This is a genomic window from Tabrizicola oligotrophica (assembly GCF_011008935.1).
GTDB classification, from domain to species: Bacteria; Pseudomonadota; Alphaproteobacteria; order Rhodobacterales; family Rhodobacteraceae; genus Tabrizicola_A; species Tabrizicola_A oligotrophica.
On the sequence record NZ_JAAIVJ010000003.1, the window covers coordinates 360,495 to 385,666 of the forward strand.

23 protein-coding genes are annotated in these 25,172 nt (G+C 64.9%); 10 read left to right on the forward strand and 13 right to left on the reverse strand.

From position 1 onward, the window contains the following. The first annotated feature begins 57 nt into the window (after positions 1 to 57). Together G4Z14_RS08205 and G4Z14_RS08210 are read left to right on the forward strand one after the other, a co-directional pair. Positions 58 to 345 (forward strand): HU family DNA-binding protein, encoded by a 288-nt coding sequence (locus G4Z14_RS08205; protein ID WP_164624549.1) that lies wholly within the window; start codon positions 58 to 60, stop codon positions 343 to 345. 64 nt (positions 346 to 409) lie between these two features. Then, positions 410 to 1,321: a DMT family transporter gene (locus G4Z14_RS08210; RefSeq protein ID WP_164624722.1), complete on the forward strand. Its 912-nt coding sequence runs from the start codon at positions 410 to 412 to the stop codon at positions 1,319 to 1,321. Here G4Z14_RS08210 and G4Z14_RS08215 read toward each other — a convergent pair. Continuing rightward, positions 1,302 to 3,497 (reverse strand): transglycosylase domain-containing protein, encoded by a 2,196-nt coding sequence (locus G4Z14_RS08215; protein ID WP_164624550.1) that lies wholly within the window; start codon positions 3,495 to 3,497, stop codon positions 1,302 to 1,304. The genes G4Z14_RS08210 and G4Z14_RS08215 overlap by 20 nt on opposite strands. 264 nt (positions 3,498 to 3,761) lie before the next feature. On the opposite strand from G4Z14_RS08215, the gene G4Z14_RS08220 reads away from it, so the two are divergent. Continuing rightward, on the forward strand, positions 3,762 to 4,100 hold the full coding sequence (locus G4Z14_RS08220; protein WP_164624551.1) for a P-II family nitrogen regulator: 339 nt from the start codon (positions 3,762 to 3,764) through the stop codon (positions 4,098 to 4,100). A 15-nt stretch (positions 4,101 to 4,115) separates the two neighbouring features. Then, positions 4,116 to 5,537, forward strand: a complete 1,422-nt coding sequence (locus tag G4Z14_RS08225) for an ammonium transporter (protein ID WP_164624552.1) — start codon at positions 4,116 to 4,118, stop codon at positions 5,535 to 5,537. 66 nt (positions 5,538 to 5,603) lie between these two features. On the opposite strand, the gene G4Z14_RS08230 is transcribed toward G4Z14_RS08225, so the two are convergent. The 6 genes from G4Z14_RS08230 to smpB form a co-directional block, all read right to left on the reverse strand. Beyond that, positions 5,604 to 5,936 carry a GYD domain-containing protein gene (locus G4Z14_RS08230; protein WP_164624553.1) on the reverse strand — a complete coding sequence of 111 codons (333 nt, stop codon included), beginning with the start codon at positions 5,934 to 5,936 and terminating at the stop codon, positions 5,604 to 5,606. Positions 5,937 to 6,121: 185 nt separating this feature from the next. Beyond that, a complete protein-coding gene (locus tag G4Z14_RS08235; RefSeq protein ID WP_164624554.1) occupies positions 6,122 to 7,000 on the reverse strand; it encodes a DMT family transporter in 879 nt (292 codons plus the stop codon). A gap of 3 nt (positions 7,001 to 7,003) precedes the next feature. Next, complete coding sequence (locus tag G4Z14_RS08240; protein ID WP_164624555.1) at positions 7,004 to 8,182, reverse strand: amino acid aminotransferase; 1,179 nt, start codon at positions 8,180 to 8,182, stop codon at positions 7,004 to 7,006. Between the two features lie 6 nt (positions 8,183 to 8,188). After that, the gene (sseA, locus tag G4Z14_RS08245; RefSeq protein ID WP_164624556.1) at positions 8,189 to 9,046 is read right to left on the reverse strand and encodes a 3-mercaptopyruvate sulfurtransferase; all 858 of its coding nucleotides are present in this window, start codon (positions 9,044 to 9,046) and stop codon (positions 8,189 to 8,191) included. Between the two features lie 103 nt (positions 9,047 to 9,149). Next, on the reverse strand, positions 9,150 to 9,440 hold the full coding sequence (locus G4Z14_RS08250) for a hypothetical protein (RefSeq protein WP_164624558.1): 291 nt from the start codon (positions 9,438 to 9,440) through the stop codon (positions 9,150 to 9,152). Positions 9,441 to 9,585: 145 nt separating this feature from the next. After that, entirely contained in the window at positions 9,586 to 10,065 is a 480-nt protein-coding gene (smpB, locus tag G4Z14_RS08255) for an SsrA-binding protein SmpB (protein WP_164624559.1), read from the reverse strand. Between the two features lie 51 nt (positions 10,066 to 10,116). Here smpB and G4Z14_RS08260 point away from each other — a divergent pair, with 51 nt between their 5' ends. Then, a complete protein-coding gene (locus G4Z14_RS08260; protein ID WP_164624561.1) occupies positions 10,117 to 10,563 on the forward strand; it encodes a potassium channel family protein in 447 nt (148 codons plus the stop codon). On the opposite strand, the gene G4Z14_RS08265 is transcribed toward G4Z14_RS08260, so the two are convergent. The 5 genes from G4Z14_RS08265 to G4Z14_RS08285 are packed head-to-tail and all read right to left on the reverse strand — an operon-like array spanning position 10,564 to position 15,782. Continuing rightward, on the reverse strand, positions 10,564 to 11,904 hold the full coding sequence (locus G4Z14_RS08265) for an NAD(P)/FAD-dependent oxidoreductase (RefSeq protein ID WP_164624563.1): 1,341 nt from the start codon (positions 11,902 to 11,904) through the stop codon (positions 10,564 to 10,566). It abuts the gene before it with no gap. Beyond that, positions 11,901 to 12,662, reverse strand: coding sequence for an NAD(P)-binding domain-containing protein (locus tag G4Z14_RS08270; RefSeq protein WP_164624565.1), 762 nt, complete (start codon positions 12,660 to 12,662; stop codon positions 11,901 to 11,903). Before G4Z14_RS08270 ends, G4Z14_RS08265 begins: the two co-directional genes overlap by 4 nt. Next, a complete protein-coding gene (locus G4Z14_RS08275) occupies positions 12,662 to 14,155 on the reverse strand; it encodes an aldehyde dehydrogenase (protein WP_164624568.1) in 1,494 nt (497 codons plus the stop codon). Before G4Z14_RS08275 ends, G4Z14_RS08270 begins: the two co-directional genes overlap by 1 nt. A gap of 5 nt (positions 14,156 to 14,160) precedes the next feature. Further along, a complete protein-coding gene (locus tag G4Z14_RS08280; protein ID WP_164624570.1) occupies positions 14,161 to 15,063 on the reverse strand; it encodes a dihydrodipicolinate synthase family protein in 903 nt (300 codons plus the stop codon). Continuing rightward, positions 15,060 to 15,782 carry a GntR family transcriptional regulator gene (locus G4Z14_RS08285; protein WP_164624571.1) on the reverse strand — a complete coding sequence of 241 codons (723 nt, stop codon included), beginning with the start codon at positions 15,780 to 15,782 and terminating at the stop codon, positions 15,060 to 15,062. Before G4Z14_RS08285 ends, G4Z14_RS08280 begins: the two co-directional genes overlap by 4 nt. A 174-nt stretch (positions 15,783 to 15,956) precedes the next feature. Between G4Z14_RS08285 and G4Z14_RS08290 the strand changes: the two genes are divergently transcribed. The 4 genes from G4Z14_RS08290 (at position 15,957) to G4Z14_RS08305 (ending at position 20,072) form a co-directional block, all read left to right on the forward strand. Further along, the gene (locus G4Z14_RS08290) at positions 15,957 to 17,030 is read left to right on the forward strand and encodes a quaternary amine ABC transporter ATP-binding protein (protein ID WP_164624573.1); all 1,074 of its coding nucleotides are present in this window, start codon (positions 15,957 to 15,959) and stop codon (positions 17,028 to 17,030) included. Beyond that, complete coding sequence (locus tag G4Z14_RS08295; protein ID WP_164624575.1) at positions 17,030 to 17,965, forward strand: ABC transporter permease; 936 nt, start codon at positions 17,030 to 17,032, stop codon at positions 17,963 to 17,965. The genes G4Z14_RS08290 and G4Z14_RS08295 overlap by 1 nt, the downstream gene beginning before the upstream one ends. Before the next feature lie 25 nt (positions 17,966 to 17,990). Then, entirely contained in the window at positions 17,991 to 18,974 is a 984-nt protein-coding gene (gene proX, locus G4Z14_RS08300; protein WP_164624577.1) for a glycine betaine/L-proline ABC transporter substrate-binding protein ProX, read from the forward strand. 93 nt (positions 18,975 to 19,067) lie between these two features. Next, complete coding sequence (locus G4Z14_RS08305; RefSeq protein ID WP_164624579.1) at positions 19,068 to 20,072, forward strand: GlxA family transcriptional regulator; 1,005 nt, start codon at positions 19,068 to 19,070, stop codon at positions 20,070 to 20,072. A gap of 40 nt (positions 20,073 to 20,112) precedes the next feature. Here the strand turns inward: G4Z14_RS08305 and G4Z14_RS08310 are convergent, their stop codons facing one another. Further along, on the reverse strand, positions 20,113 to 22,368 hold the full coding sequence (locus G4Z14_RS08310) for an NADP-dependent malic enzyme (protein ID WP_164624581.1): 2,256 nt from the start codon (positions 22,366 to 22,368) through the stop codon (positions 20,113 to 20,115). A gap of 121 nt (positions 22,369 to 22,489) precedes the next feature. On the opposite strand from G4Z14_RS08310, the gene mutS reads away from it, so the two are divergent. Beyond that, positions 22,490 to 25,150: a DNA mismatch repair protein MutS gene (gene mutS, locus G4Z14_RS08315; RefSeq protein WP_227751597.1), complete on the forward strand. Its 2,661-nt coding sequence runs from the start codon at positions 22,490 to 22,492 to the stop codon at positions 25,148 to 25,150. Positions 25,151 to 25,172 lie beyond the last annotated feature (22 nt).

A 25,172-nucleotide genomic window follows, 5' to 3' on the forward strand; every position in this document is an offset into this window, starting at 1 on the left:
GCCGCAAGGCATGATTTGACCGGAACCTGATCCGGCCCCAATCGAAGGAATGACAAGATGACCAAACCGATGACCAAGACCCAACTGGTGGCTGCCATCGCCGACGCCATGGGCGCCGACAAGAAAACCGCTGGCGCCGCGCTGGACGCGATTGCCGAAGTTGTGGCCAAGGAAGTCGCCGCTGGTGGCGCGGTCACGCTGCCGGGTCTGGGCAAGGTGGTCTGCCGCGAGCGGGCCGAGCGCATGGTGCGCAACCCGGCCACCAATGAAATGGTGCAAAAGCCCGCCGACAAGCAGGTGAAGTTCTCGATCGCCAAGGCGCTGAAAGACAGCGTCAACGCCTGATCGGATGGCAGGCTGAAATACGGAAAGGGTCGCCAAGGGGCGGCCCTTTTTCATGGAGGACGACATGGATGTCAGGGCCGTCGCGCTGGGATTGACCTTCGCAGTGATGTGGTCGTCGGCCTTCGCCTCGGCCCGGATCATCCTGCTGGACGCCCCGCCCCTGTGGTCGCTGGCGCTGCGCTTCCTGATCTCTGGCGGGTTGGCGGTGGGCCTTGCGCGCGCCTTGGGTCAAAGCTGGCGGCTTCCCGGGCAACAGGCGCGCGCCGTGGTGATCTTCGGCCTGTGCCAGAACGCGCTGTATCTTGGCCTGTTCTTCGTCGCCATGCAGCGGATCGAGGCCTCGCTGGCCTCCATCATCGCCTCGTCCATGCCGCTCGTCGTGGCCGCTCTGGGCTGGGCGCTGCGGGGCGAGCGACTGGCCCCCCTGGGCATTGCCGGCATGATCGCCGGGTTCGTCGGTGTGGCGCTCATCATGGGCAGCCGAATACAGGCGGGGGCCGACCCGGCTGCCGTCATGCTGTGCGTCGTCGGCGCGACGGCATTGGCGGTGGCCACTCTCACCGTGCGCGGAGCAAGCGCCGGCGGCAATCTGCTGATGGTGGTGGGGTTGCAGATGCTGGTCGGCTCGGCCGCCCTGACGCTGGTCGCGCTGGTGGCAGAGCCCTTGCGTGTCACCCCGACTCTGCGGCTGGCGGCGGCCTTCGCCTATCAGATCGCCGTACCGGGACTGGCGGCGACTCTGATCTGGTTTTACCTCGTCGGACGCATCGGGGCGATCAAGGCCTCGGCCTTCCACTTCCTGAACCCGTTCTTCGGCGTGCTGATCGCTGCGGTGTTGTTGGGCGAAGCCATCAGCGGGCTGGACATGCTGGGGGTCGCGGTGGCGACGCTGGGCATTCTCGCGGTGCAACTGGCCAAACTGCGCAGCGCGCCGCAATCCAATCAGGACGAAACGTCTAGCGCTGATCCTTCCTGAACTGCTTCTGGCGTTTTCTTTCCTGCCGTCTTTCCTGTTTCGTCTGCCCGCCCCCGTTGACCAGGCCGCCCAAGGCCTCGTCGAGACTTTGGAAGAACCCTTCCGGAGTTTGCGGCACCGGATCGGGCACCGGGGGTTGGCGCGGCGCGGGAACCAGCATCGGCAGTTCGGTGACGGGCAGGCCGTCATGCACACGCATCATCACTTCGTGCCAGATCTCGGCCGGCAATCCGCCGCCCGTCACGCCCTTCAAGGGCGTGTTGTCGTCATAGCCCATCCAGACGCCCGCCACATAATCGGCGGTAAAGCCGATGAACCAGGCATCGCGGCCGGCAGTGGTCGTGCCGGTCTTGCCCGCTGCCGGGCGCCCATCGAGTTGCGCCCGCGTGCCGGTGCCGTCGTTGACGACCTGCGCCATCATGTAGACCAGCTGCTGCGCCGCCTCTTCGCTGATCACCCGCTCGCCGATGCCGGTTTCGGTGAACATGTTCAGCTCTTCATTGCCCGGCACTTCCAGAATGCGGATGCCATAGGGCGACACCGAGGAGCCGCCGTTCAGGATGCCGGCATAGGCGCCGGTCATCTCGATCAGAGTGGATTCGCTGGCGCCCAGCGCCAGGGCGGGACCGGCAGCCATGTCGGAGGCGATGCCGAAATCGGCGGCGATCTGGCGGACATTCTCGCGCCCGACCGCCTCGGAGACCCGAACCGCGGGAATGTTGCGGCTTTCGGCCAGCGCCTGGGTCAGGGTGATGAGACCCTTGAACTCGCCGTCATAGTTCTTCGGCGTCCAGGGGCCGGAGCCGGGAATGTCGATGGTCAGCGGGGTGTCCTCGACGAAATCCATCGGCGACCAGCCCTGATCCAGCGCGGCGGCATAGACAAAAGGCTTGAAGGACGAGCCGGTTTGCCGCAGCGCCTGCGTGGCGCGGTTGAAGCTGCCCGCCGCTTCGATCTTGCGACCGCCGACCATGGCGCGCACCGCGCCATCCGCGCTCATCACGACGATGGCAGCCTGGGCGTTGGACCCTTCCTTGAGCTTGTTGTCGAAGACCCAGGCCAGACCTTCTTCGGCCTTCTTCTGCAGGCTGGTGTCCAGCGTGGTGCGGATCACCACGTCCTCCATGGTCTCGCTGGTCAGGAAGGACGGCGCGGTTTCCATCACCCAATCGGCAAAGAACCCGCCCGACTTGGTCTGCGCCGCCTGTGACAACTGGGCCGGTCTTGCACGGGCCGCATCGGCTTCGTCCTTGGTCAGATAGCCCTGCTCCTCCATCAGGCCGATGATGATATTGGCCCGATCCTGCGCGCGTTGCAGGTCGTTGGTGGGGGCATAGCGCGACGGCGCCTTCAACAGACCTGCCAGCATGGCCGCCTGCGCCGGGTTCACCTCATTGGCGGAGATGCCGAAATAGCGCTGGGCGGCGGCCTCGAACCCCCGTGCGCCGGCACCGAGATAGGCGCGGTTGAAGTAGATCGTCAGGATCTCTTCCTTGGAATATTTCACCTCCATCGCCACGGCGAAGGGCAATTCCTTGAGCTTGCGGTAGACCCCGCCCGAGCGGCAATCTTCTTCGTAGTCAGCCTCGGATTTCCATTTGCTCTGGTCATAGACCACGCCCAGACACAACAGTTTTGCCACCTGCTGCGTGATGGTCGAACCACCGTTGCCTTCCAGCGGACCGCGCCCTTCGGACAGGTTGATGCGGATGGCGCTGGCGATGCCGCGCGGGGATACCCCGAAATGCTGGTAGAACCGCTTGTCCTCGGTCGCCACCACCGCGTTCAGCAGGTGCGGCGAGACATTGTCGGCGGTAATCTGGCCGCCAAAGGTTTCGCCGCGCCAGGCAAACACTCTGTCGTTGCGGTCCAGAAGCGTGACCGATCCGCGGGCGCGACCATCGAGCAGGTCGGTGACCGGCGGAAGCTGGGCGTAGAAAAAGAACACCACACCGGCAAAGATCAGCCCCGTCACGGCCATGACCCGCCAGAAGATGCCGAAGGTGAGCCGCCAGAGGAAACCGAAGAACCGCGAGATCAGCCCGCCCTGCCGCTTTGCCGCCTTGCGCGGTTTGCGCGGCGGTGGTGGGGCGCTCGCAGGTTTGCGTGTGGATTTGGGCACGCCATAGCGCCTGTCCGCCACCATCGGGCGTTGTCCCTTGCCTGTTCCCGCCATGCCTCTGCCCGACCCGTCTTGCGTGATCTTCTTTTGGCGCAACTTAGCCGCTTCCGCAGCCAAAGCGAAGCCGCATGGGCGATGATTCGCCTATCCGGTTCGCTCAAATTTCAGGCATCCGCGCAAATTAATGCAGCACATGCTGCCAAATCGCGCCTCATGCCCCTTTCTGCCGCGCCTCAAACTTGTGCTGCACCTGCGAAGGCCGCCTCATTTCCCCATGCGGTCCGCGAACAGGGCCGGGGACAAGGAAAGGGGTGAGACATGAAGATGATCATTGCCGCCATCAAGCCATACAAGCTGGACGAGGTGCGCGAAGCGCTGACCGCGATCGGTGTTCGGGGCATGATGGTCACGGAAATCAAGGGGTTCGGCACGCAGTCGGGCCATACCGAGATCTATCGCGGCGCCGAATATGCGGTGAATTTCGTGCCCAAGATGCGGCTGGAGATCGTTGTGGCCGACAGCATGGCCGAAGCCGTGGTCGACACCATCACCAAAACCGCCCGGACCGGCAAGATCGGCGACGGCAAGATCTTCGTCATGGATGTCGAGAAAGCCCTGCGCGTGCGCACCGGCGACACCGACGACGACGCGCTTTAAGGGGGAAACCACATCATGCGAATGACTGACAAACTCGCTGGCCTGAGCGCGGGTGCCGCCACGACGCTGGCCGCGCTGCCTGCCCTCGCGCAAGAGGCAACGGGCCCGATCAAGGCCCCCGACGCCGCCGCCATGGCCGGCATGGTCGACAAGGGCGACACCACCTGGATGCTGATTTCCTCGGCGCTGGTGCTGATGATGGCGATCCCGGCGCTGGGCCTGTTCTATGGCGGCCTTGTCCGCAGCAAGAACATGCTGTCGGTGCTGATGCAGGTCTTCGTGATCGTCGCCATCGTGGCGATCTGCTGGGTGACCTATGGCTACTCGCTGGCTTTCACCGGCGGCAGCCCCTATATCGGCGGGCTGTCCAAGGCCTTCCTCGCGGGGGTCGGCACCGGCAGCTATGCCGCGACATTCTCGAACAACGTCTATATTCCGGAATATGCCTTCGTCATCTTCCAGATGACCTTTGCCTGCATCACCCCCGGTCTGATCGTCGGCGCCTTTGCCGAACGCATCAAGTTCTGGCCGCTGATGATCTTTTCGGTGCTGTGGCTGACCATCGTCTACCTGCCGATGGCGCATATGGTGTGGTACTGGGCCGGCCCGGACTTCCTGCCGGACAACACCTCGGATGCGGGCCTCCTGTGGGGCTGGGGCGCGTTGGACTTTGCCGGCGGCACGGTGGTGCATATCAACGCCGGGATCGCGGGTCTGATGGGCTGTATCGCCATCGGCAAGCGCGTGGGCTTCGGCAAGGAAAACATGGCGCCGCATTCGCTGACCATGACGATGATCGGGGCGTCCCTGCTGTGGGTCGGCTGGTTCGGCTTCAACGCCGGCTCGAACCTTGAAGCGAACGGTCTGGCCGCGCTGGCCTTCATCAACACCTTTGTCGCCACGGCGGCGGCGGCGGTGGCCTGGGTTCTGGTGGAACAGCTGCGCCATGGCCGTCCCTCGCTTCTCGGCGCAGTGACGGGGGCTGTGGCGGGCCTTGTGGCCGTCACCCCGGCCTCGGGCTTTGCCACGCCGATGACCTCGATCGTGCTGGGCCTTGTGGTGTCGCCGGTCTGCTTCTTCTTCGTCTCGGTCGTGAAGGCCAAGCTGAAGTATGACGACAGCCTCGACGTCTTTGGCGTGCATGGCATCGGCGGCATCATCGGCGCGATTGCCACCGGCATCGTCGCTGACCCGAGCCTCGGCGGTCAGGGCTTCTTCGACTATACCCAGTTCCCCGCCGTGGCCGGCGCCTATGACATGGGCACGCAGGTCTGGGTGCAGATCAAGGCCGTGGCGGTGACGCTGGTGTGGTCGGGTGGCGTGTCGTTCCTCCTGTTCAAGGTGCTGGACATGACCCTTGGCCTGCGCCCGACGGCAGACGACGAACGGCAGGGCTTGGACCAGACCTCGCACGGCGAAAGCGCCTACAACATGTAAGGGCAACGCCCTTGCCCAATGGAAAGGCCCGCCAAGGCGGGCCTTTTTCGTGTCTGTATCCGCGTTTCACGCCATCGGCGGGCGATAGGTGCCCAGCGCCTTGCCGGCAGTCTGCATCGCCCGCATCGCCTCGGCGGCAGTCATCAGCTTGACGGTGGACGAGGACGAGGCCGTGCCCGTGGCGCCCACGGCAAGCGCGCCTGCCGCCATCATCACATCATCTGGGCCTTCGATCAGGCAGATCACGTCATGCTTGCCAAAGGCAAAGAACAGGTGATGCAACTTGCCGCCCAGCCCTTCGATCAGCTTGCGGGCAGCGGCTTCGCGGTCGGACGGGCTGGCGACAAGCGCCTTCACCGCCTCGGGTGTGTAAGACATCTGGTAAAGGTAGAAAGACATCTGGAAATCCCTCCTGAAGATGAAGGGCACGCAGGCTGCGGCCTGCCTTTCCCGTCGCAGTCAACGCGCCCATGTGAGCCGCGCCGAACCTTACTAAACCTGCAGTCAAGGCAGAGGCTGCGGACCGCAGGGTAGCACAGCGCGGCCCTTTCGAGTAACGGATTCGCGAGGCAGAGCAGGCCGGGTCAGGCGGCAAGGCTGATGAGCGCGGTGCCCGCCACGGCCAGCGCGGCGCCGATCCAGGCCGGCAGGCCGGGGGCGCGGCGGGTGGCAAACCAGACCATCGGCAGGATCAGGATCGGCGTGGTGGAGGTGAGCGTGGTGACGATACCGACATCTCCGCTCGCCAGCGCCGCCATCATCAGGCACATGCCAAGGAACATGCCGAAGAACGCCGACAGCCCGACATTGCGCAGATCGCGCCCGGAAGGCAGCCGGTCGGCGCGCGCCATGGGCAGCACCATCAGCCCGACGAAGAACACAAAGCCAAGGCCCGAGCGGATCGCCATGGCGGCGAACGGGTCCATCCCGGCCTCCATCGCCGGGCGAGCCAGAAGGCTGCCGGTGGCCTGCCCGATGGCGGTGACGACACCCAGCACCACGCCCTGCCAGAGCGGGCGGCGCGGGGAATCGTCCGGGTGACGGCTCCGTCCGGCAAGAATGGCCAGAAGCAGACCGGCAAGGATCAGCCCGATGCCCGAAAGCTGGGGCAGGCTGAGGGTTTCATCCAGAAACAGCCAGCCCTCCAGCACGGCAAAGGGTGCGGCCAGCGAGAACAGCAGCGCGGTGATGCGCGGGCCGGCAGCGTAGATCGCGGCAAGATAGGTACTGGTCGCCAGCATGATCCCGATGGCCGAGGAGGCGGCGAGGAAGCCCACCTGCCACGGCTCTACCGCCGCCCAGCCGCCGGTGAGGGCGGCGGAACCGGCGGTCAGCGCAAAGGCAATGGCCATTTGCCAGCGGGCAAGCTGGAACACGCCCACCCGGCCCGCCACGGCATTCACCGCCATCGCGGACAGTGAAAACACCACCGCCGCCCCCAGCGACAGGACGACAGCGAGCATGGCCTATCCGGCGACCGAGGCGATGGCCGCCGCAAGGATCGGCACGGTTTTCGCGTTCAGCCCGGCGATGTTGATGCGGCTGTCGCCGACCATGTAGATACCATGGGTTTCGCGCAGGGTGTTCACCTGCGCCTCGGTCAGGCCCAGTCGGCTGAACATGCCGCGATGGGTGGCGACAAAGTCGAAACGGTCCGAGTTGGTGGCCTTGCGCAATTCGGCGGCCAGTTCTTGGCGCAGACTGAGCATGTTCAACCGCACCTCCTCAAGCTCGGCCTTCCAATCGGCGCGCAGGGCGTCGTCTTCAAGGATCATCGTCACCAGACGGGCGCCGTGGTCGGGCGGGAAGCTGTAGTTCTGGCGGTTGAGGAAGTTGAGGTTGCCCTGCACCACCGCCTTGCGCTCGGGGCTGGTCAGGGCAATCAGAATGCCGGTGCGCTCGCGGTAGATGCCGAAGTTCTTCGAGCAGGAGGCGGCGATCAGCACTTCGGGGAACTTGCCGGCGATCAGGCGCGTGGCGGCGGCGTCCTGTTCCAGCCCGTCGCCGAAGCCCTGATAGGCGAGATCCACGAAGGGCACCGCACCTTTGGCCGCCAGAAGGTCAACGACCTGTTCCCATTGCGCGAGCGTCAGGTTCGCCCCAGTCGGGTTATGGCAGCAGCCGTGCAGCAGCACCGCATCGCCGGCCTTGACGCGGCCGAGATCCTCCAGCAGCCCGGCGAAATCGACGCCGCGGGTGGCGGCGTCGAAATAGCGGTATTCGGCCATCGGCATGCCGAGATACTTGATGATCGAAGGGTGGTTCGGCCAAGTGGGGTTCGACAGCCAGACCATCGCGCCGGGCGCGGACATCTTGATGAGTTCCAGCGCCTGCCGGATGGCCCCGGTGCCGCCGGGTGTGGCGACCGAGGCGGCGCGATCGGCATAACCGGCGCCAAGGATCATCCCGACCATGGCGGCGTTATAGGCCGGCTCGCCAGCAAGGCCGGTGTAGGTCTTGGTCTTCTCGGCTTCCCACAGCTGCTTTTCGGCGGCCTTCACCGCGCGCATCACCGGGGTCAGGCCAGTGGCGTCCTTGTAGACGCCGACGCCAAGGTCGATCTTGCCGTCGCGCGGGTCGTCGCGGAACATGGCGATCAGCGCAAGGATCTTGTCCTGCGGCTGCGGGTTCAGGGTTTCGAGCATTCGTCTTCAGCCTTTCTCGACGGCAAGGTCTTCATACATGCCCCATTCGGCCCAGGAGCCGTCATAGAGCGCGTGGTTCTTGTGGCCCAGCCGCTCCAGCGCGAGCGACAGGACAGCGGCGGTGACACCGGAACCGCAGGTGGTGATGGCCGGTTTCGCAAGGTTCACGCCCGCCGCGTCAAAGGCCGCGCGCAGCCCGTCGACCGACTTCATCGTGCCATCGGGGTTCAGCAGGACCGAGAACGGCACGTTCTTCGAGCCGGGAATATGGCCACCGCGCAGGCCCGGCCGGGGTTCGGGCGCCTCGCCCTTGAAGCGCGCTGCACTGCGGGCGTCGATGATCTCGGCCTCGCCCAGCTTGGCGGCATGGGCCACCTGCGTCACGTCCTTGACCAGCTGGTTCTGCCGGCTGACCATCATGTGACGGTCGCGCATGACGGGCGGCATGTCCTCGACCTCACGGCCCTCGGCCTGCCATTTCGGGAAACCGCCGTCCAGCACCGCGATGTCGGTCTTGCCCATCAGGCGGAAGGTCCACCAGACGCGGGCGGCGGAATACAGACCTGCGCCGTCATAGACCACCACCTGATGCCCGTCGCCGATGCCCATTGCCCGCATCCGGGCCACGAACTTTTCGGGCGGCGGGGCCATGTGCGGCAGGTTCGAGCGGCTGTCGGTGATCTCGTCGATGTCGAAGAACCGCGCGCCGGGGATATGGGCCGCCTTGTATTCGGCCTTGGCGTCGCGCTCCGATCCGGGCAGATACCAGCTGGCATCGATAACCCGCAGGTCGGGGTCTTTCAGATGCGCAGCCAGCCAAGCGGTCGACACAAGGGTCTTGGGATCGTCGGTGAAGGTGGTCATCGGCGTCTCCTGTCAGGGATCAACCGGACCTAACCCGAAGGCGCCTTGCCTGCAAGGGCAGAGGGGGCGCCAACGCAGGGGCGAAGGCGCCCGCGAGAAATGCCTATTTCGACATCATGCCCTTCAGGAGGCCGACAACGGCCATCAGGACACCACCGCCAACGCCACCCGCGGCAATCGAGCCGATGATCGAGCCAATGTCGAGGCCGCCTCCCGCAGCAGCACCTGCCGCCGCCGCACCGCCGCCCAGCATGGCAAGAATCTGGCCACCAAGGCCACCGCCAAGAATACCGGCAATCGAGTTGCCCAAGGTGCCAAGACTGAGGTTCTTCAAAGCCGCGCCCGCGACGTTGCCGCCGACGGCACCGGCAATCAGTTGGATGATAAGTTCCATGATACTCGTCCTTCCCCATGTCGCCCCGGCGTTCCTGCAGGGGCGTCTCACCGGATCATCTGGCCTTGCTCAGGCCCGTCCGGATAGGGGGAATTCTAGCAGATTATCGACTTTCCCGCACGGAAAACGCCAAGCCTCGCAGGGGTCAGTCGCGCCCGCCCTGCTTCAGCAGCCGCGCTTTCTGACGGTCCCAGTCGCGCTTGGCGCTGGTTTCGCGCTTGTCAGCCAGCTTCTTGCCCTTGGCGACGCCGAGCTTGACCTTCACCATGCCGCGGTCGTTGAAATACCATTTCATCGGCACCAGCGTCATGCCCTCGCGGCCGACGGCATTCCACAGCCGGCCGAGTTCCTTGCGGCTGACCAGAAGCTTGCGGTGGCGGCGTTCCTCGTGGCCCCAGGTCTTGGCCTGCAGATAGGGCGCGATATAGCTGTTGATCAGCCACAATTCACCATTTTCGATGCTGGCATAGCTGTCGGCAATGTTCGAGCCACCGGCCCTCAGGCTTTTCACTTCGGAGCCGAGGAGCATGATGCCCGCTTCCAGATCGGATTCGATGTGGTAATCGAAACGCGCGCGCCGATTTTCGGCGATCAGCTTGTTGTTGGGATCGGACATCTTGGCCATGGTGGACCCGAGATAGGGGCTTTGCCGCCCCAAGTCCAGAAGGGGGCGGGGATGGTCCTGCAAATCACGGTCGGCACGGCGCTGCTGTTGACGAACATCCTGATTGCGGCCGTGGCTGCGATGCTGCTGGAAGTGATGTTCCAGCGCACCCATTCGTGGATGCTGCGCGAGCCGCATCGGCCAAAGCTGGTGCTGATGATTGCCGGGGTATCGCTGTGGGTTCTGGGCGTGGTGACCGCGGCGGTCTGGGTCTGGGCGCTGGCCTATCTGGAACTGGGCGCCTTCGGCACGCTGGAGGAGGCAGTCTATTTCTCGCTGGTCTGTTTCACCACGCTGGGCTTTGGCGATGTCCTGCTGCCGCAGGAATGGCGCATCCTTGCCGGCATGACCGCCGCCAACGGCTTTCTGAACTTCGGCCTGCTGACCGCGCTCTTGATCGAGGCGCTGCGGCAGATCCGGCTGGGACAGGTGGAGCGGCGCAGAACCCCGTCGCGCTGATCACTCGGCCGCCGCACGCCACTCCTTGTAGCGCAGAAAGACATTGGCCCCGATGGTCGAGAATGGCCGCGGCGGCAGCTTGGTCGGCTCTGGCTCGGCGGTGAAATGCCGGGTGATGGGGCTTTGCACCCCGCTGGCCAATTCCGCCGCGCCGATGCCGGTCAGAGTGCCGCGCGCCGTGCCAAGCCCGTTCTGCACACACCCCGCAAACAGCCCGTCGTCCAGTTGCTTCATGATCGCAACCGCGTTTTGCGACAGGCAGAGATGCCCCGCCCAGGCGAACTCCATCTTCGTGCCGCGTAGCTGGGGAAAGCGGTCGTCGAATTTCTGGCGATGCACGGCGGCGGTGCGGCGCAGGGACGCCTCCGAGGCAACCATGTCCGGCTCGAACGTGGCGCAGGTGCGGGTGACGATGCGGCGACCGCCCTGGGCGGTGTCGATCCGGCGCATGGTGGTGCCCATCGGGTCGGACGGCGTGATCCCCCAGCGCGGTTGCCCGCCCAGCGCCTTCACCTCCTCATCCCCCAGATCAACGGTCATCGAGGCATAAAGGAAGATGTGCATCAGCCGGTTCCTGGCAAAGCCTAAGCTCTCCAGCTGGCCGTTGTTGGTGAAGATCACCTTGCCGGCCGTCACCCGACCCTTGGCCGTTTTCACGACCCAAGCGCTGCCCTGCCGGTCCATGCCCAGCACCGGGGTGTTTTCGTAGATCCCGACACCCTCGCGCCGCAGGCCCTCGCCAAAGCCGCGGATATAGCCGGCCGGCTGCAGCATCACCGTGCCCGGAGTGTACAGCCCCGAGACATAGTGGCGGCTGCCGGTCATCTCGGTCATGGCGCGGGCGTCAAGGTATTCGCTGCGCTCGCCCATGGTTTTCAGATGCTCGGCATAGCTGCGGTTCAGCGCATCGGCCTTTTCGCTGGCCGCGCCGTTCACCTTGCCGGCCCGATCGAAGAAATTCGGGTCGATGCCGTAGCCCTCCACCACATCGGCGGCAAAGCCGATGGCATGGCGGTTCATGTCGATCATCGCCCGGTCATCGCCATGGCCGGCGTAATCGTCGGACTGCAACTCATGCGGCAGGTCGATCATGAAACCCGAGTTGCGGCCCGAGGCACCTTCGGCCAGTCGGCCAGCCTCTAGAACGGCAATCCATGCGCCGGGGTTCAGTTGCATCAGCCGCCGGGCGGCGGAAAGGCCGGCAAAGCCCCCGCCCACCAGAGCGAAATCGACAGTCAGATCGCCGTCAAGCGTCACCGGCGCGGGCTGCCCCGGCAAGATCGCCGACCATGCGGCGGGGCCGCGATGAACCGGAGTGCGCCGGGCGGTATAGCCTGTCATGTCTTCTTTCCTTCAAGCCCGAGCCTGCCGCGAAAGCCGTCCAGCCCCGCCCGCAGATCGGCATTCGCCTCGTTCATCGCCGCCCTGAGTGTCGCGTTCAAGCCGCCTTCGGTGGACAGGCTTTGCAGCGCGGCGCCCAGATGGCCCTTTTCGCCGTTTTCCGGCAGATAACCGCGCAAGACATCGCGGACATAGGCCTGCGACTGGTCGGCATCGCCGGTAAACTCGGTCAGCCATGCGGCAGTGGTCAGCACCTGCGCGAGAAAGGGCGAACACAGCGCCGTCGCCCCGAAATGGGCGTTCAGCGCCACCTCGTCGCGCACGGTAAACACCCGGTTTCTTGCACCGAACAGCATCTCCAGCGCCGGGGACGCCGGATAGACCGGCAGCGGGCAGCCGCCCGTTGCAATCGGCGGCAGGGGAATGGTGATGGCGATGTCGGTCGCCGGGGCGCAGAGCTTTTGCAGCTTTGCCAGCCCGACATCGACCATCACTGAAATCACCGACTGGCCCGCCCGGAAGGGCAAGCCGGTCAGGGCCTCATCGGCAACGCGCGCCAGCAGGCAGAGGATGACAATATCCGCCGCCGCAACCACCTCGCGGTTCGACGCCACGCGCAGGCCGGGCACGGTTGCCGCAAGCCGCGCTGCGACTTCCGCGTTGCGGTCCGAGACGACGATCTCATGCCCCTGCCCCGCAAGGCCCTGCACCATCAGCGAGGCAATCTCGCCGGTGCCGATGAAGCCGACGCGCGCCATCAGCCGACGGCCTCGTCCCCGTCATCGGCCAGATCGACCCAGATCGTCTTGATTTGGGTATACTGGTCATGGGCGTGGATGCCGTTGTCACGGCCGCCAAAGCCCGACTGCTTGAAGCCGCCGAACGGGGTAGAGATGTCACCCTCGCCGAAGGAGTTCACCGTCACCGTGCCGGCCCGGATCGCCCGTGCGCCGCGGATCGCCTTCTTGACATTGGCGGTAAAGATCGAGGCCGCCAGTCCGTATTCGGTGTCATTGGCCAAGGCGATGGCTTCGTCAAAGCTGTCCACCGTCAAGACCGACAGAACCGGCCCGAAGATTTCCTCGCGCGCCTGTTTGGCATCGCGGGCAACATCCAGAATGGTCGGCTCCACGAACCCGGCATCGGCCTTGCCGCCCATCAGCACCTTGGGGCCTTTGCCAAGGTAGGAGGAAACCTTGTCGTAATGCGCCTTTGACACCAGTGCGCCCACGCGGTTCACCGGGTCCAGCGGATCGCCCATCGGCCATTCGCGGGCATGGGCATAGATGCGCCCCAACAGCGCGTCCTTGACGCCCTTCTGCACGATCAGCCGCGACGAGGCCGAGCAGTTCTCGCCCATGTTCCAGAACGCGCCGTTGACGACATGCGCCGCCACCCGGTCAAGATTTTCGGCATCGTCCAGCACCACGGCCGGGTTCTTGCCGCCCATTTCCAGCGTGACTTCCTTGAGGTTCGACTCGCTGGCGTATTTCAGGAACCGCCGTCCGGTCGCGGTCGAGCCGGTGAAGCTGACGGCGTCGATGTCCATGTGCCGGCCGATCGGCTCGCCCACTTCGGCCCCGCCGCCCGGCACGACGTTGAACACACCCGCGGGAATCCCCGCTTCCATCGCCAGTTCCGCCATGCGCAGCGCAGTGAGCGAGGTTTCCAGCGCCGGCTTGACGATGATCGAGCAACCCGCCGCCAGTGCCGGGCCGATCTTCCACGCCAGCATCAAAAGCGGGAAGTTCCACGGCAGCACCAGGCCCACCACGCCAACCGGCTCGCGCACGATCATGGCGATGTGGTTATCCGAGGCCGGGGCGACCTGCTCGTAAATCTTGTCGATCAACTCGGCATGCCAGGTCAGGCAGTTCACGGTTTCCGGCACATCGACGGTTTCGCAATCGAAAATTGTCTTGCCACTGTCCAGCGATTCCATCACCGCCAGCTCTTGCGCATTGCGCGCCACCAGCTTGGCCAGACGGATCAGCGTCTCCTTGCGTTCCTTGGGGTGCAGACGCGACCAGCGGCCATCTTCAAAGGCGTCGCGGGCCTTCTCAACGGCGAAATCCACATCCGCCGCGTCGCAGGCGGCCACCTTGGCCAGCACCGCGCCCGTCGCCGGGTTCACCGTGTCAAAGGTCTTGCCCGAGATCGCCGGACGGAAGGCGCCGTCGATGAAGGCCTGCGTCGGGAAGGACAGACCGGCGGCGATGGCCTTGTATTCTTCAGTGGTCAAAAGGCTCATGGCGATCACTCCGCAACGATCTTGGCGATGGTGGTTTTCAGGACGCGCACCGTCTGTTCCAGCTGGCGCTTGTCGTCCTTGTTCAGCGGCTTCAACGGCGGGCGCGGCGGGCCGGCATAGTTGCCCGCCATTTCCACGCCATGCTTGATGCACTGGATGAACTTGCCACCCTGCTCCAAGACGCGCATCAGCGGCATCATCGCCGACATGATCCGGCGGCCCTTGTCGAAATTGCCCTCAACGGCGCAAGCTTGCCACAGCGCGATATGCTCGGCCGGCAGGAAGTTCGACCCACCGCAGACCCAAGACCGGCCGCCCCATGCAAAGAATTCCAGCGCCTGATCGTCCATGCCGCAGGACATCTGGATATGCGGGTAATCGCGGGCCAGAAGATGCACGCGGTTGATGTCGCCCGAGGATTCCTTGATGGCGCAGAAGTTGCGGCTGCGGCCGACACGGTCAAGGAATTCCTCGCCCATGTTGATGCCCATGCGGCCGGGGTAGTTGTAAAGCATGATCGGCAGATCGGCGGCGCGGTCGATCGCCAGCGCGTTCAGCGCATTCTCGCGCTCGGTCGGGACCGAATAGGGCGGGCTGCCCACCAGCATCGAATCCGCGCCGATCTTCGCCGCGTGTTCGGCCATGGTGATCGAATCTTCCAGCCGGATCGCCACGGTGCCGACCATCAGATGGCAGCGGCCCTTGGTAGCTTCCCGGGCGAGCGAGGCCATTTCCAGCCGCTCTTCCATCGACTGGGCATAGTATTCCCCGGTCGAGCCGCCGTTGATGATGCCATGAACGCCCGAGGCGATCAGGTATTCGATATGGGCGACAAAGGCGTCGCGGTCGATGCTGCCATCCTCGCGGTGCGGAGTGATGGCCGGCGTGTAGATGCCCTCGAACTTCATGAAGCTCCTCTTTGTTCCTCGGCGCCGGGCGCGCGTCCCAGCGGAAAATGCAGACTGACGGGGGTGACGAAACTTTCGATCTGGGCGCGCGACAGCTCCCAATGGGCAACCGCCAGATCGGCGGCCGCGTCGGCATTGCCGGCCTCGATCAGGGCGATGAACTCGTCATGCTGATCGGCAGCCAATTCGCGCTGGTTGGCGAGGTCCAGCTTGCGAGGGCTGTAGAAGGTCATGCCGATGCGGGTGTGGTCGATCAGCAGACGCCGCAGCGACGGGGTGAGAAATTCGTTGTCGGCCATCTCGCCGATGATCGAATGGAAGCGCTCGTTGCCCAGCGCTCGTTCCGCCGCGTCGCCCGACTTGATAGCCTGCCGGAAAGTCCACTGGCATTCCTTCAGCCGCACGATCTGCGCCGGAGTGGCGTGTTCCGCCGCCAGCCGCGTGGTGGCGGCATAGATCATCGGGGCAGCAACAAAGAAATTCCGCAGCGTCTTGTGGGTCATCGGCGCCACCTGCGCCCCGCGGTTTTCGTGCAGGACCACATAGCCCTCGCCGGCCAGCTGGCGCAGCACTTCGCGCAACGGCGGGCGGGAAATGCCGTAAGCCTCGGAAAGCTCGGTTTCGTCGAGATAGGCCCCCGGCTCAAGATCCTGGGTCAGAACCTTGCGGCGCAGATCCTCGACACAGATCGTCTTCTTGCTGCGGGTCTCGGTTTCCACGGGTTTCTCCTTCCTGATTTCGTCCCGGCTGGGGTGAATCAGGTAACCTTCTTTCTGTCTAACTTACAAAATACATATTGTCTACAGCTTACTCATGAAATGTCTGCCTATAAAATACATGTTGTCTACTATAGAATTTTATGGTTGTAGTCTTGCAGGAGAGGGAGAATCTGCATGGTTGAACCGCGACGTGAGGACGTCATCCGCTGCGAAGGCATCTGGAAGATCTTCGGGGACAAGGCGCAGCAGGCGATGGAGGCGGTCCGCAAGGACGGCCTGTCCAAGCGCGAGATCCACGACCGGTTTGACTGCGTCGTCGGGGTTCAGGATGCCTCGTTCAGCGTCGGGCGTGGCGAGATCTTCTGCATCATGGGGCTGTCGGGGTCGGGCAAGTCGACGCTCATTCGCCACATCAACCGCCTGATCGAGCCGACCTCGGGCAATGTCATCATCGAGGGCCAGAACGTCAACGCCATGAATCCGCGCGAATTGCGGGCGCTGCGGGCCGAAAAGATCGGCATGGTGTTTCAGTCGATGGCGCTGATGCCGCACCGCACCGTGCGCGACAACGTGGTGTTTTCGCTGGAAGTGCGCGGCGTCTCCGAGGCCAAGCGCGCCGAAGTCGCCGCCCGCGCCATTGCTGCGGTCGACCTGACCGGCTGGGAAAACAGGTATCCCGACGAGCTTTCGGGGGGCATGCAGCAGCGCGTCGGCCTTGCACGCGCCATCGCCGCCGACCCGACGATCCTTTTGATGGACGAGCCGTTCTCGGCGCTTGATCCGCTGATCCGGCGGCAGTTGCAGGGCACCTTCATGGAGCTGTCGGCCGAACTGCACAAGACCACGGTGTTCATCACCCATGACCTCGACGAGGCGATCCGCATCGGCGACCGCATTGCCATCATGAAAGACGGCGTTCTGGTGCAGATCGGCACGCCGGAGGAAATCGTCACTCGCCCGGCCGATGCCTATGTGGCCGAATTCGTGGCCGGCATCTCCAAGCTCGATCTGGTGACGGCGGCCCGCATCATGCAGCCGCTGGGGCAATACGAACAAGAAAACGGCCCGCAGGACCATGCGGCCTGGCCGGTCGCCAAGCCCGGCGACAAGCTGAACGAGCTGGTGGATCTGGCCGTGAACACCGATCACCCGATCCTGATCGCGGCCGAAGGGCAGCCGGTCGGCGTGGTGTCGAAGCGCGCGCTTCTGCGCGGCATTCAGGGGCGCGAAGAAGGGAAGGCGGCGTGATGGAAAGCTCTTTCAACTGGCTGAACCCCTTCGCCGCGGTCGATCTGGGCATTGGCGCCTGGGCGGATGGCATCAAGCAATGGGCAATCTCGAACCGCGAGATGATCCAGCCGATCAAGCGCTTCTTTGACGGCGTGATCGTCGGCATCGAGGGCGCATTGCAGGCGGTACCGCCGATGGTGATGCTGGCCATCCTTGGCCTGATCGCCTGGCAGACCGCCGGGCGCCGCGCCGTCTGGGTGGTGGTCGCATGCCTTGCTATCCTTGGCTTTCTGGCGCCCGAGGCCTGGGGTCTTGCCATGACCACGCTGGCCATCGTGATTTCGTCGGTGATCCTGTGCGTCCTCATCGGCCTGCCGATGGGCGTGCTGGCCGGCAAGTCCGACCGTTTCGAAGGTGCGATCCGGCCGGTGCTGGACACCATGCAAACCATCCCGGCCTTCGTTTACCTTGTGCCAGTCGTGATGATGATCGGCATCGGCAACGTCTCGGGCGTCATCGTCACCATCATCTTCGCCCTGCCGCCGCTGGTGCGCCTGACCTCGCTGGGCATCCGCGGCGTCAATCCCGCCGTGGTGGAGGCCGCCCGCGCCTTTGGCGCCACGCCGGGCCAGATCCTGCGCAAGGTGGAGCTTCCCCTTGCCACCCCCACCATTCTGGCCGGCCTGAACCAGACCATCATGCTCAGCCTGTCGATGGTCGTCATCGCCTCGATGATCTCGGTCAAGGGGCTGGGCAACGAAGTGCTGCGCGCCATGGGCCGACTGGACGCCGGCAAGGCCATCGTCGGCGGGCTGGGCATCGTCATGCTGGCCATCGTGCTGGACCGCATCACGCAGGGCTTGGGCCGGTCGGGTCGTGACCGCGGCCACAAACCCTGGTGGCAAACCGGGCCAGTGGGTGTGATCGCCCACCTGCTTGGCAAGACTAACTGAGAACGACAACCGGAGGAGACAACCCATGAAACATTTTACCCTTGGCACCGCGCTTGCGCTCGTGCTGGCCATCCCGGCCTTTGCCAATGAAAAGCCCGGTGAGGGCGTGACCGTCCGCCCGATCCTGCCGACGCAGATCGAGGAGCATTTCCAGCACAAGATCCTGTTCCACGCACTGAGCGATCTTGGCTACACCGTGGCCGACGCCAACGAGGCCGAGTACCAGACCATCCACCTCGCGCTGGGCACCGGCGACGCCGATTTCACCGCCGTGTCCTGGCACACCCTGCATGACGCCTTCTTCCAGGAAGCCGGCGGCGAAGCGGTTCTGACCAAGGTCGGCACCTATATCGAAGGCGCGCTGCAAGGCTATCTGATCGACAAGGCCACCTATGACAGCGGCGTCACCGATCTGGGCATGCTGGCCGACCCGGCCGTGGCCGCCAAGTTCGACGCTGATGGTGACGGCAAGGCCGATCTCGCCGGCTGCATCCCTGGCTGGGGCTGCGAGCGGGTGATCGAAACCGCGCTGGACGCTTACAAGCTGCGCGACACCGTCACCCACAACCAGGGCGCCTATCAGGCGATGATCGCCGACGTGATGGCGCGCAACCAGAACGGCCAGCCGATCCTTTACTATACCTGGACCCCCTACTGGGTGTCGGGCGCGCTGGTCCCCGGCCGTGACGTGGAATGGCTGAGCGTGCCCTTCACCGCCCTGCCCGACGGCGCCACCGGCAACACCGAATTCAACGGCAAGAACCTTGGCTTTGCCGTCGACAACATCGGTGTCGTCGCCCGCAATGACTTCCTCGCCGCCAACCCGGCCGCCGCGAAGCTCTTTGAGGTCGCCAAGCTGGACATCAACGACATTTCGGCCGAAAACAAGCTGATCGCTGATGGCGAGAACACCCAGGAAGCCATCGACAAGCACGCGACCGACTGGATCGCCGCCCATCAGGCCGAATATGACGCCTGGCTGGCTGCTGCCCGCGACGCCGCGAACTGAGCGAGTCGAGGCGCGCGTCTGACGCGCCCGGCAAGACCAACCTGGGGGGGTGCGCCATGCGCGCGCCCCCTTTTGCAAATCGGCGGGCGAGAGATGGAACGCAGTTCGGCAGCAAAAGCGACGGGCAAGGCCGCCTCCAAGACGGGCGCCCCTGTCACGACGCATTTCGTGTTTTTCCTGCTGAAAGAGTTCTCGCACCTCGCCTTTTCCTGCGCGCTGGAGCCGTTGCGGATCGCCAATCTGGTGGCCGGAAAGCCGCTTTACAGCTGGTCGCTGGCCAGCGAGGACGGCCAGACCGCGACCTGCTCGAACGGCTCGGTGACGCTGGTGCAGGCCGGCATGGAGCCGGTGCGCCATGCCGACCGTCTGTTCGTGATCTCGGGCATCAACATGCAGGCCAACACTACGCCGCAGATCCTGACCTATCTGCGGCGCGAGCGCGCGGCGGGAACCCCGCTCGGGGCGATCTGTTCGGGGGCCTATCTGCTGGCGAAGGCCGGGTTTCTCGATGGTGTGGAGACCGCCGTGCATTGGGCCTACCACGATTTGTTCCTTGAAGAGTTTCCCGAGGTCCGTCTGGTGCGCAACGTCTTTGTTGCCCGAGAAAAGATCATCACCGCCTCGGGCGGGACGGCTGCGGCTGACCTGATGCTGCATCTCATCGGCCGCCAGCACGGCAACGACCTTGCTACCGAGGTCGCGGATCAGATGGTCTACAATGCGGTGCGCGAAGGCAGTGCCGCCCAGCGCGTTTCGCTGCAGTCGCGGCACGGGATGCGCAACGCCCATCTGATGCGGGCAATTGCCATCATGGAAGCCAACATCGAAGAGCCGCTTTCGCCCAGCCTGATCGCGGAAGAATTGGGAATCTCGACCCGACAGCTTGAACGGCTGTTCGGCCGGTTCCTGAATTCGACGCCGAAGCATTATTACATGGAGATGCGCCTGAACCGGGCCCGCAATCTGCTGGTGCAAAGCGAACAGTCGGTGACCGAGATCGCCATGGCCTGCGGCTTTCGGTCAACCTCGCATTTTTCCAAGGTCTATCGGGGCCATTTCGGCAAATCGCCGGTCGGCCAACGCTCGACGCTCGGCTAGCGGACGGGCGCCGAACGCCCGCCCAAGGTCTGAACCTGCCTCAGCCCATCTTGCAGGCCGCCATGACGGCCATGTTCAGGATGTCATTCACCGTCGAATTGGTGGAGCAGATCTGGATCGGCTTCTTCACCCCGGTCAGGATCGGACCGATGACGGTGGCGCCGGCCATTTCCTGCATCAGCTTGACCGAGATCGAGGCAGAGTGGCGGGCCGGCACCACAAGGACATTCGCCGGGCCCGACAGGCGGCAGAACGGATATTGCGCCATGACATCGGGGTTCAGCGCCACATCGACGGTCATCTCGCCTTCGTATTCGAAATCGACCTTCCTGCCGTCGAGCACCTTGGGGGCTTCGTGCATCTTGGTGGCGCGTTCTGATACCGGATAGCCGAAGGTCGAGAAGGAGACGAAGGCTACGCGGGGATCGAGGCCCAGATTGCGCGCCACGCCGGCGGCACGAATGGCAATGGTGGCGAGGTCTTCCGGCTCGGGCCATTCCTGCACCAGAGTGTCGGCGATCAGCACGATGCGGCCCTTGTGCAGAACCGCCGTTACGCCGACAGCCCCGTCTGACGCCTTGGCGTCGAAGACGTGGTTGATGAGGCTGAGCACATGCGCCGATTTCCGGGTGGCCCCGGTAACCAGCCCGTCGCCATGGCCGTGTTGCAGCATCAGCGCCGAAAACACATGGCGGTCACGGGCGGCAAGGCGGTGGACGTCGTGGCGGTCAAAGCCCTGACGTTGCAGGCGCTGATAGAGGAAGTCCTTGTACTGGTCGAGGTGGCGCGAATTGGCTGCGTTGACGATCTCCAGCTCGCGCACGGCATCGGCCAGGCCGGACGCCTCCAGCTTTTCACGCACATCCGCCTCGCGTCCCACGACCAAGGCCTTGCCCAGCCCGGCGCGCTGATAGGCGACGGCGGCGCGCAGCACGCGCGGATCATCGCCCTCGGCAAAGATCATCCGCGCCTGTGCCTGCCGCGCGCGGGCATGGATGCCTTGCAGGATGCTGGCGGTCGGGTCCATCCGGGCTTTCAGGCTTTGCTCATAGCCCTTGAGGTCGACGATCGGCCGGCGGGCGACGCCGGTATCCATCCCGGCCTTGGCGACGGCAGGGGGGATCACATAGATCAGCCGGGGATCGAAGGGGGTGGGGATGATGTAGTCGCGCCCGAACGAGAGCTTGCGGCCATAGGCCATGGCGACCTCGTCCGGCACGTCCTCGCGCGCCAATTTGGCGAGTGCCTTGGCGCAGGCGATCTTCATTTCGTCATTAATGGCGCGGGCGTGAATGTCGAGCGCACCGCGGAAGAGATAGGGGAAGCCGAGGACGTTGTTGACCTGATTGGCATAGTCGGAGCGCCCCGTTGCCACGATGGCATCGGGCCGCACCGCATGGGCCTCCTCCGGGGTGATTTCCGGGTCCGGGTTGGCCATGGCGAAGATCACCGGGTTGTCGGCCATCGAGGCGACCATCGCGGGCGTGACCGCGCCTTTGGCCGAGACGCCGAGGAAGACGTCGGCGCCCCGCATTGCGTCTTCCAGCGTGCGGGCGTCGGTATTGGCGGCATGCGCCGATTTCCACTGGTTCATGCCTTCGGTGCGGCCCTGCCAGATCACGCCTTTGGTGTCGCACATCAGGCAGTTGTCGTGGCGGGCGCCCATGGTCTTGATGAGCTCAAGGCAGGCGATGCCGGCAGCCCCTGCCCCGTTCAGGACAATCTTGCAGTTCTCGATCTTCTTGCCCGAGATTTCGAGGGCGTTGATGAGGCCCGCCGCGCAGATCACCGCCGTGCCGTGCTGGTCGTCGTGGAACACCGGGATGTCCATGATTTCCTTCAGGCGCTGCTCGATGATGAAGCATTCCGGCGCCTTGATGTCTTCAAGGTTGATGCCGCCGAAGGTCGGGCCCATCAGCGAGACGGCCTTGATGATTTCCTCGGGGTCTTCGGTATCCAGCTCGATGTCGATGGCGTTGACGTCGGCAAAGCGCTTGAACAGCACCGCCTTGCCCTCCATCACCGGCTTTGACGCCAGCGCGCCGAGATTGCCCATGCCGAGGATTGCGGTGCCGTTGGAGATCACTGCCACCATGTTGCCCTTGACGGTATAGTCATAGGCGGTGGCCGGATTGTCGGCGATGGCCTGAACCGGAACCGCGACGCCGGGGGAATAGGCCAGCGACAGGTCGCGCTGGGTTGCCATCGGGGTTGAGGCGACCACGTCATATTTGCCGGGGCGCGGTTCGAGGTGATAGGCGAGTGCCTCTTCCGGGGTGATCTTGGTCTTGGTCATCAGGGGGCCATCCTTCTGCAATCTTTCGGGTCTTAGCGTCGCAAATCGCCTCTGCCTAGTCGCTCTATTCGGGCTTTTCGCCACGGGGCGGCTTTTGTAGGGTCTTTCGACTGGTGGGGGAATGAATGTGAGCGACGACAGCGTCACGCCGATGATGGCGCAATATCTGGAGATCAAGGCGCGCAATCCGGGCGCGCTCCTGTTCTACCGGATGGGCGATTTCTACGAGATGTTCTTTGACGATGCGGTCGCGGCGGCCGAGGCGCTGGACATTGCGCTGACCAAGCGCGGCTTTCATCTGGGCGAGCCGATCCAGATGTGCGGCGTGCCGGTGCATGCCGCCGAGGGCTATCTGCTGGCGCTGATCCGCAAGGGGTTCCGGGTGGCGATTGCCGAGCAGATGGAGGATCCGGCGGAGGCCAGGAAGCGCGGGTCGAAATCGGTGGTCAGGCGCGACGTGGTACGGCTGGTGACGCCGGGCACGCTGACCGAGGATTCACTGCTGGAGGCGCGGCGGCACAATTACCTTGCGGCTTGGGCCGAGGTGCGGGACGAGGCGGCGCTGGCCTGGGCCGATATTTCCACCGGGGAATTGCGGGTTATGGCCTGTCCGCAGGTGCGGCTGGCGCCGGAACTGGCGCGGCTGGCGCCGCGCGAAGTGCTGGTCAGCGAAGCCCGGGAGCGCGATTTGCAGGCGCTGATCGAGGAGGCGGGGGCTGCCGTGACCGCGCTGGCCCGGGGGACGTTCGATTCCACGAGCGCCGAGAAGCGGCTTTGCGGGCTGTTTGAAGTGGCGTCGCTGGATGCCTTTGGCGCGTTTGACCGGGCCGAGATTTCGGCCATGGGGGCTTTGGTCGAGTATCTGGACCTGACGCAGCGCGGCAAGCTGCCGCTTTTGCGCCCGCCGATGCGGGAAGCGGTGGGCGGGTTGATGCAGATCGATGCCTCGACCCGGCGGAATCTGGAAATCACGCAGGCGCTTTCGGGAGGGCGGGACGGTTCGCTTTTGGCGGCGGTGGACCGGACGGTGACGGCGGCGGGCGCGCGGCTTCTGGAGCGGCGGCTCTCGGGACCGTCGCGCGATCTGGCGGTAATCGGGGCGCGGCTGGAGACGGTGCGGTGTCTGAAGGAGGCCTCGGCCCTGCGAGAGGCGCTGCGGGTCGAGTTGCGGCGGGTGCCAGACATGGACCGGGCCTTGTCGCGGCTGGCGCTGGATCGCGGCGGGCCGCGGGATCTGACGGCGATCCGCGCGGGGCTGGAGGGGGCGCTGAAGATCTCCGAAATGCTCGTCGTCGGCGTGCCGCCGCTCCTCGCGACGGCGGCGCGGGCGCTGGTCGGCCATGAGCGGCTGACCGGGCTTCTGGACGAGGCTCTGGTCGCCGAACCGCCGCTCATGGTGCGCGACGGCGGCTTTGTGGCGACGGGCTTTGATGCGGATCTGGACGAGACGCGTCGCCTGCGGGATGAGGGGCGCGGCGTGATTGCCGCCATGCAGGTCGATTACATCGCGCAGACCGGGGTGCAGAGCCTGAAGATCAAGCACAACAACGTGCTGGGCTATTTCATCGAGACGACCACGACCCATGCCGAGAGGATGTTCGCGCCGCCCTTGTCGGAGACGTTTATTCACCGCCAGACCACGGCCAATCAGGTGCGCTTTACCACTTTGCCCCTGAGCGAGATCGAGACGCGGATCCTGAATGCGGGAAATCATGCGGTCGAGATCGAGAAGCGTCACTATGAGGCGTTCAGGGCCGCAGTCCTGGATCAGTCCGGCGCGATCGGCGCGGCGGCGCGGGCGTTGGCGGAGATTGATCTGGCGAGCGCTTTGGCGGATCTGGCGATCCTGGAAGATTGGGTGGAGCCCGTCGTGGACGCCAGCCACGCCTTTGAGGTCACGGGCGGGCGGCATCCGGTGGTGGAGCGGGCGTTGCGCCGGCAGGGAGCGGGGCCATTTGTGGCCAATGACTGCGCCTTGACCGAGGAACGGACGCCTGCGATCTGGCTTTTGACCGGGCCGAACATGGCCGGGAAATCGACATTTCTGCGGCAAAATGCACTGATTGCGCTTCTGGCGCAGGCCGGGAGCTTCGTTCCGGCGCGCGAGGCGCATGTCGGGCTGGTCAGCCAGCTGTTCAGCCGCGTGGGCGCCAGCGACGATCTGGCGCGGGGCCGGTCGACCTTCATGGTGGAGATGGTGGAAACGGCGGCCATTCTCAATCAGGCGGACGACCGGGCGCTGGTCATTCTGGACGAGATCGGTCGCGGCACGGCGACCTATGACGGGTTGTCGATTGCCTGGGCGACGCTGGAGCATCTGCATGCCGCGAACCGGTGCCGGGCGCTTTTTGCGACGCATTACCATGAGATGACCAGTCTGGCCGGCAAACTGGACGGCGTGGAGAACGCGACCGTCGCCGTCAAGGAATGGGAGGGCGAGCTGATCTTTCTGCATGAGGTCAGGAAGGGGGCCGCCGACCGCAGCTATGGGGTGCAGGTGGCGCGGCTGGCCGGGTTGCCGGCGGTGGTGATCGAACGGGCGCGGGCCGTGCTGGAGGCGCTGGAATCCGGGGAACGTGAAGGCGCGGGGCGGCAGAAGGCGCTGATTGATGACCTGCCGCTGTTCCGGACCATGGCGGCGCCTCCGGCACCGCGCGCGGCCGTGAAAAGCTCGGCGGTGGAGGACCGGCTCAAGGCGGTTCATCCGGACGAACTGTCGCCCAAGGAGGCGCTTGCTCTGGTTTACGAGTTGCGGGAGATTCTGGCGCGGGCGGGCGGCTGACGCCGCCCGCTGCGGAACGACC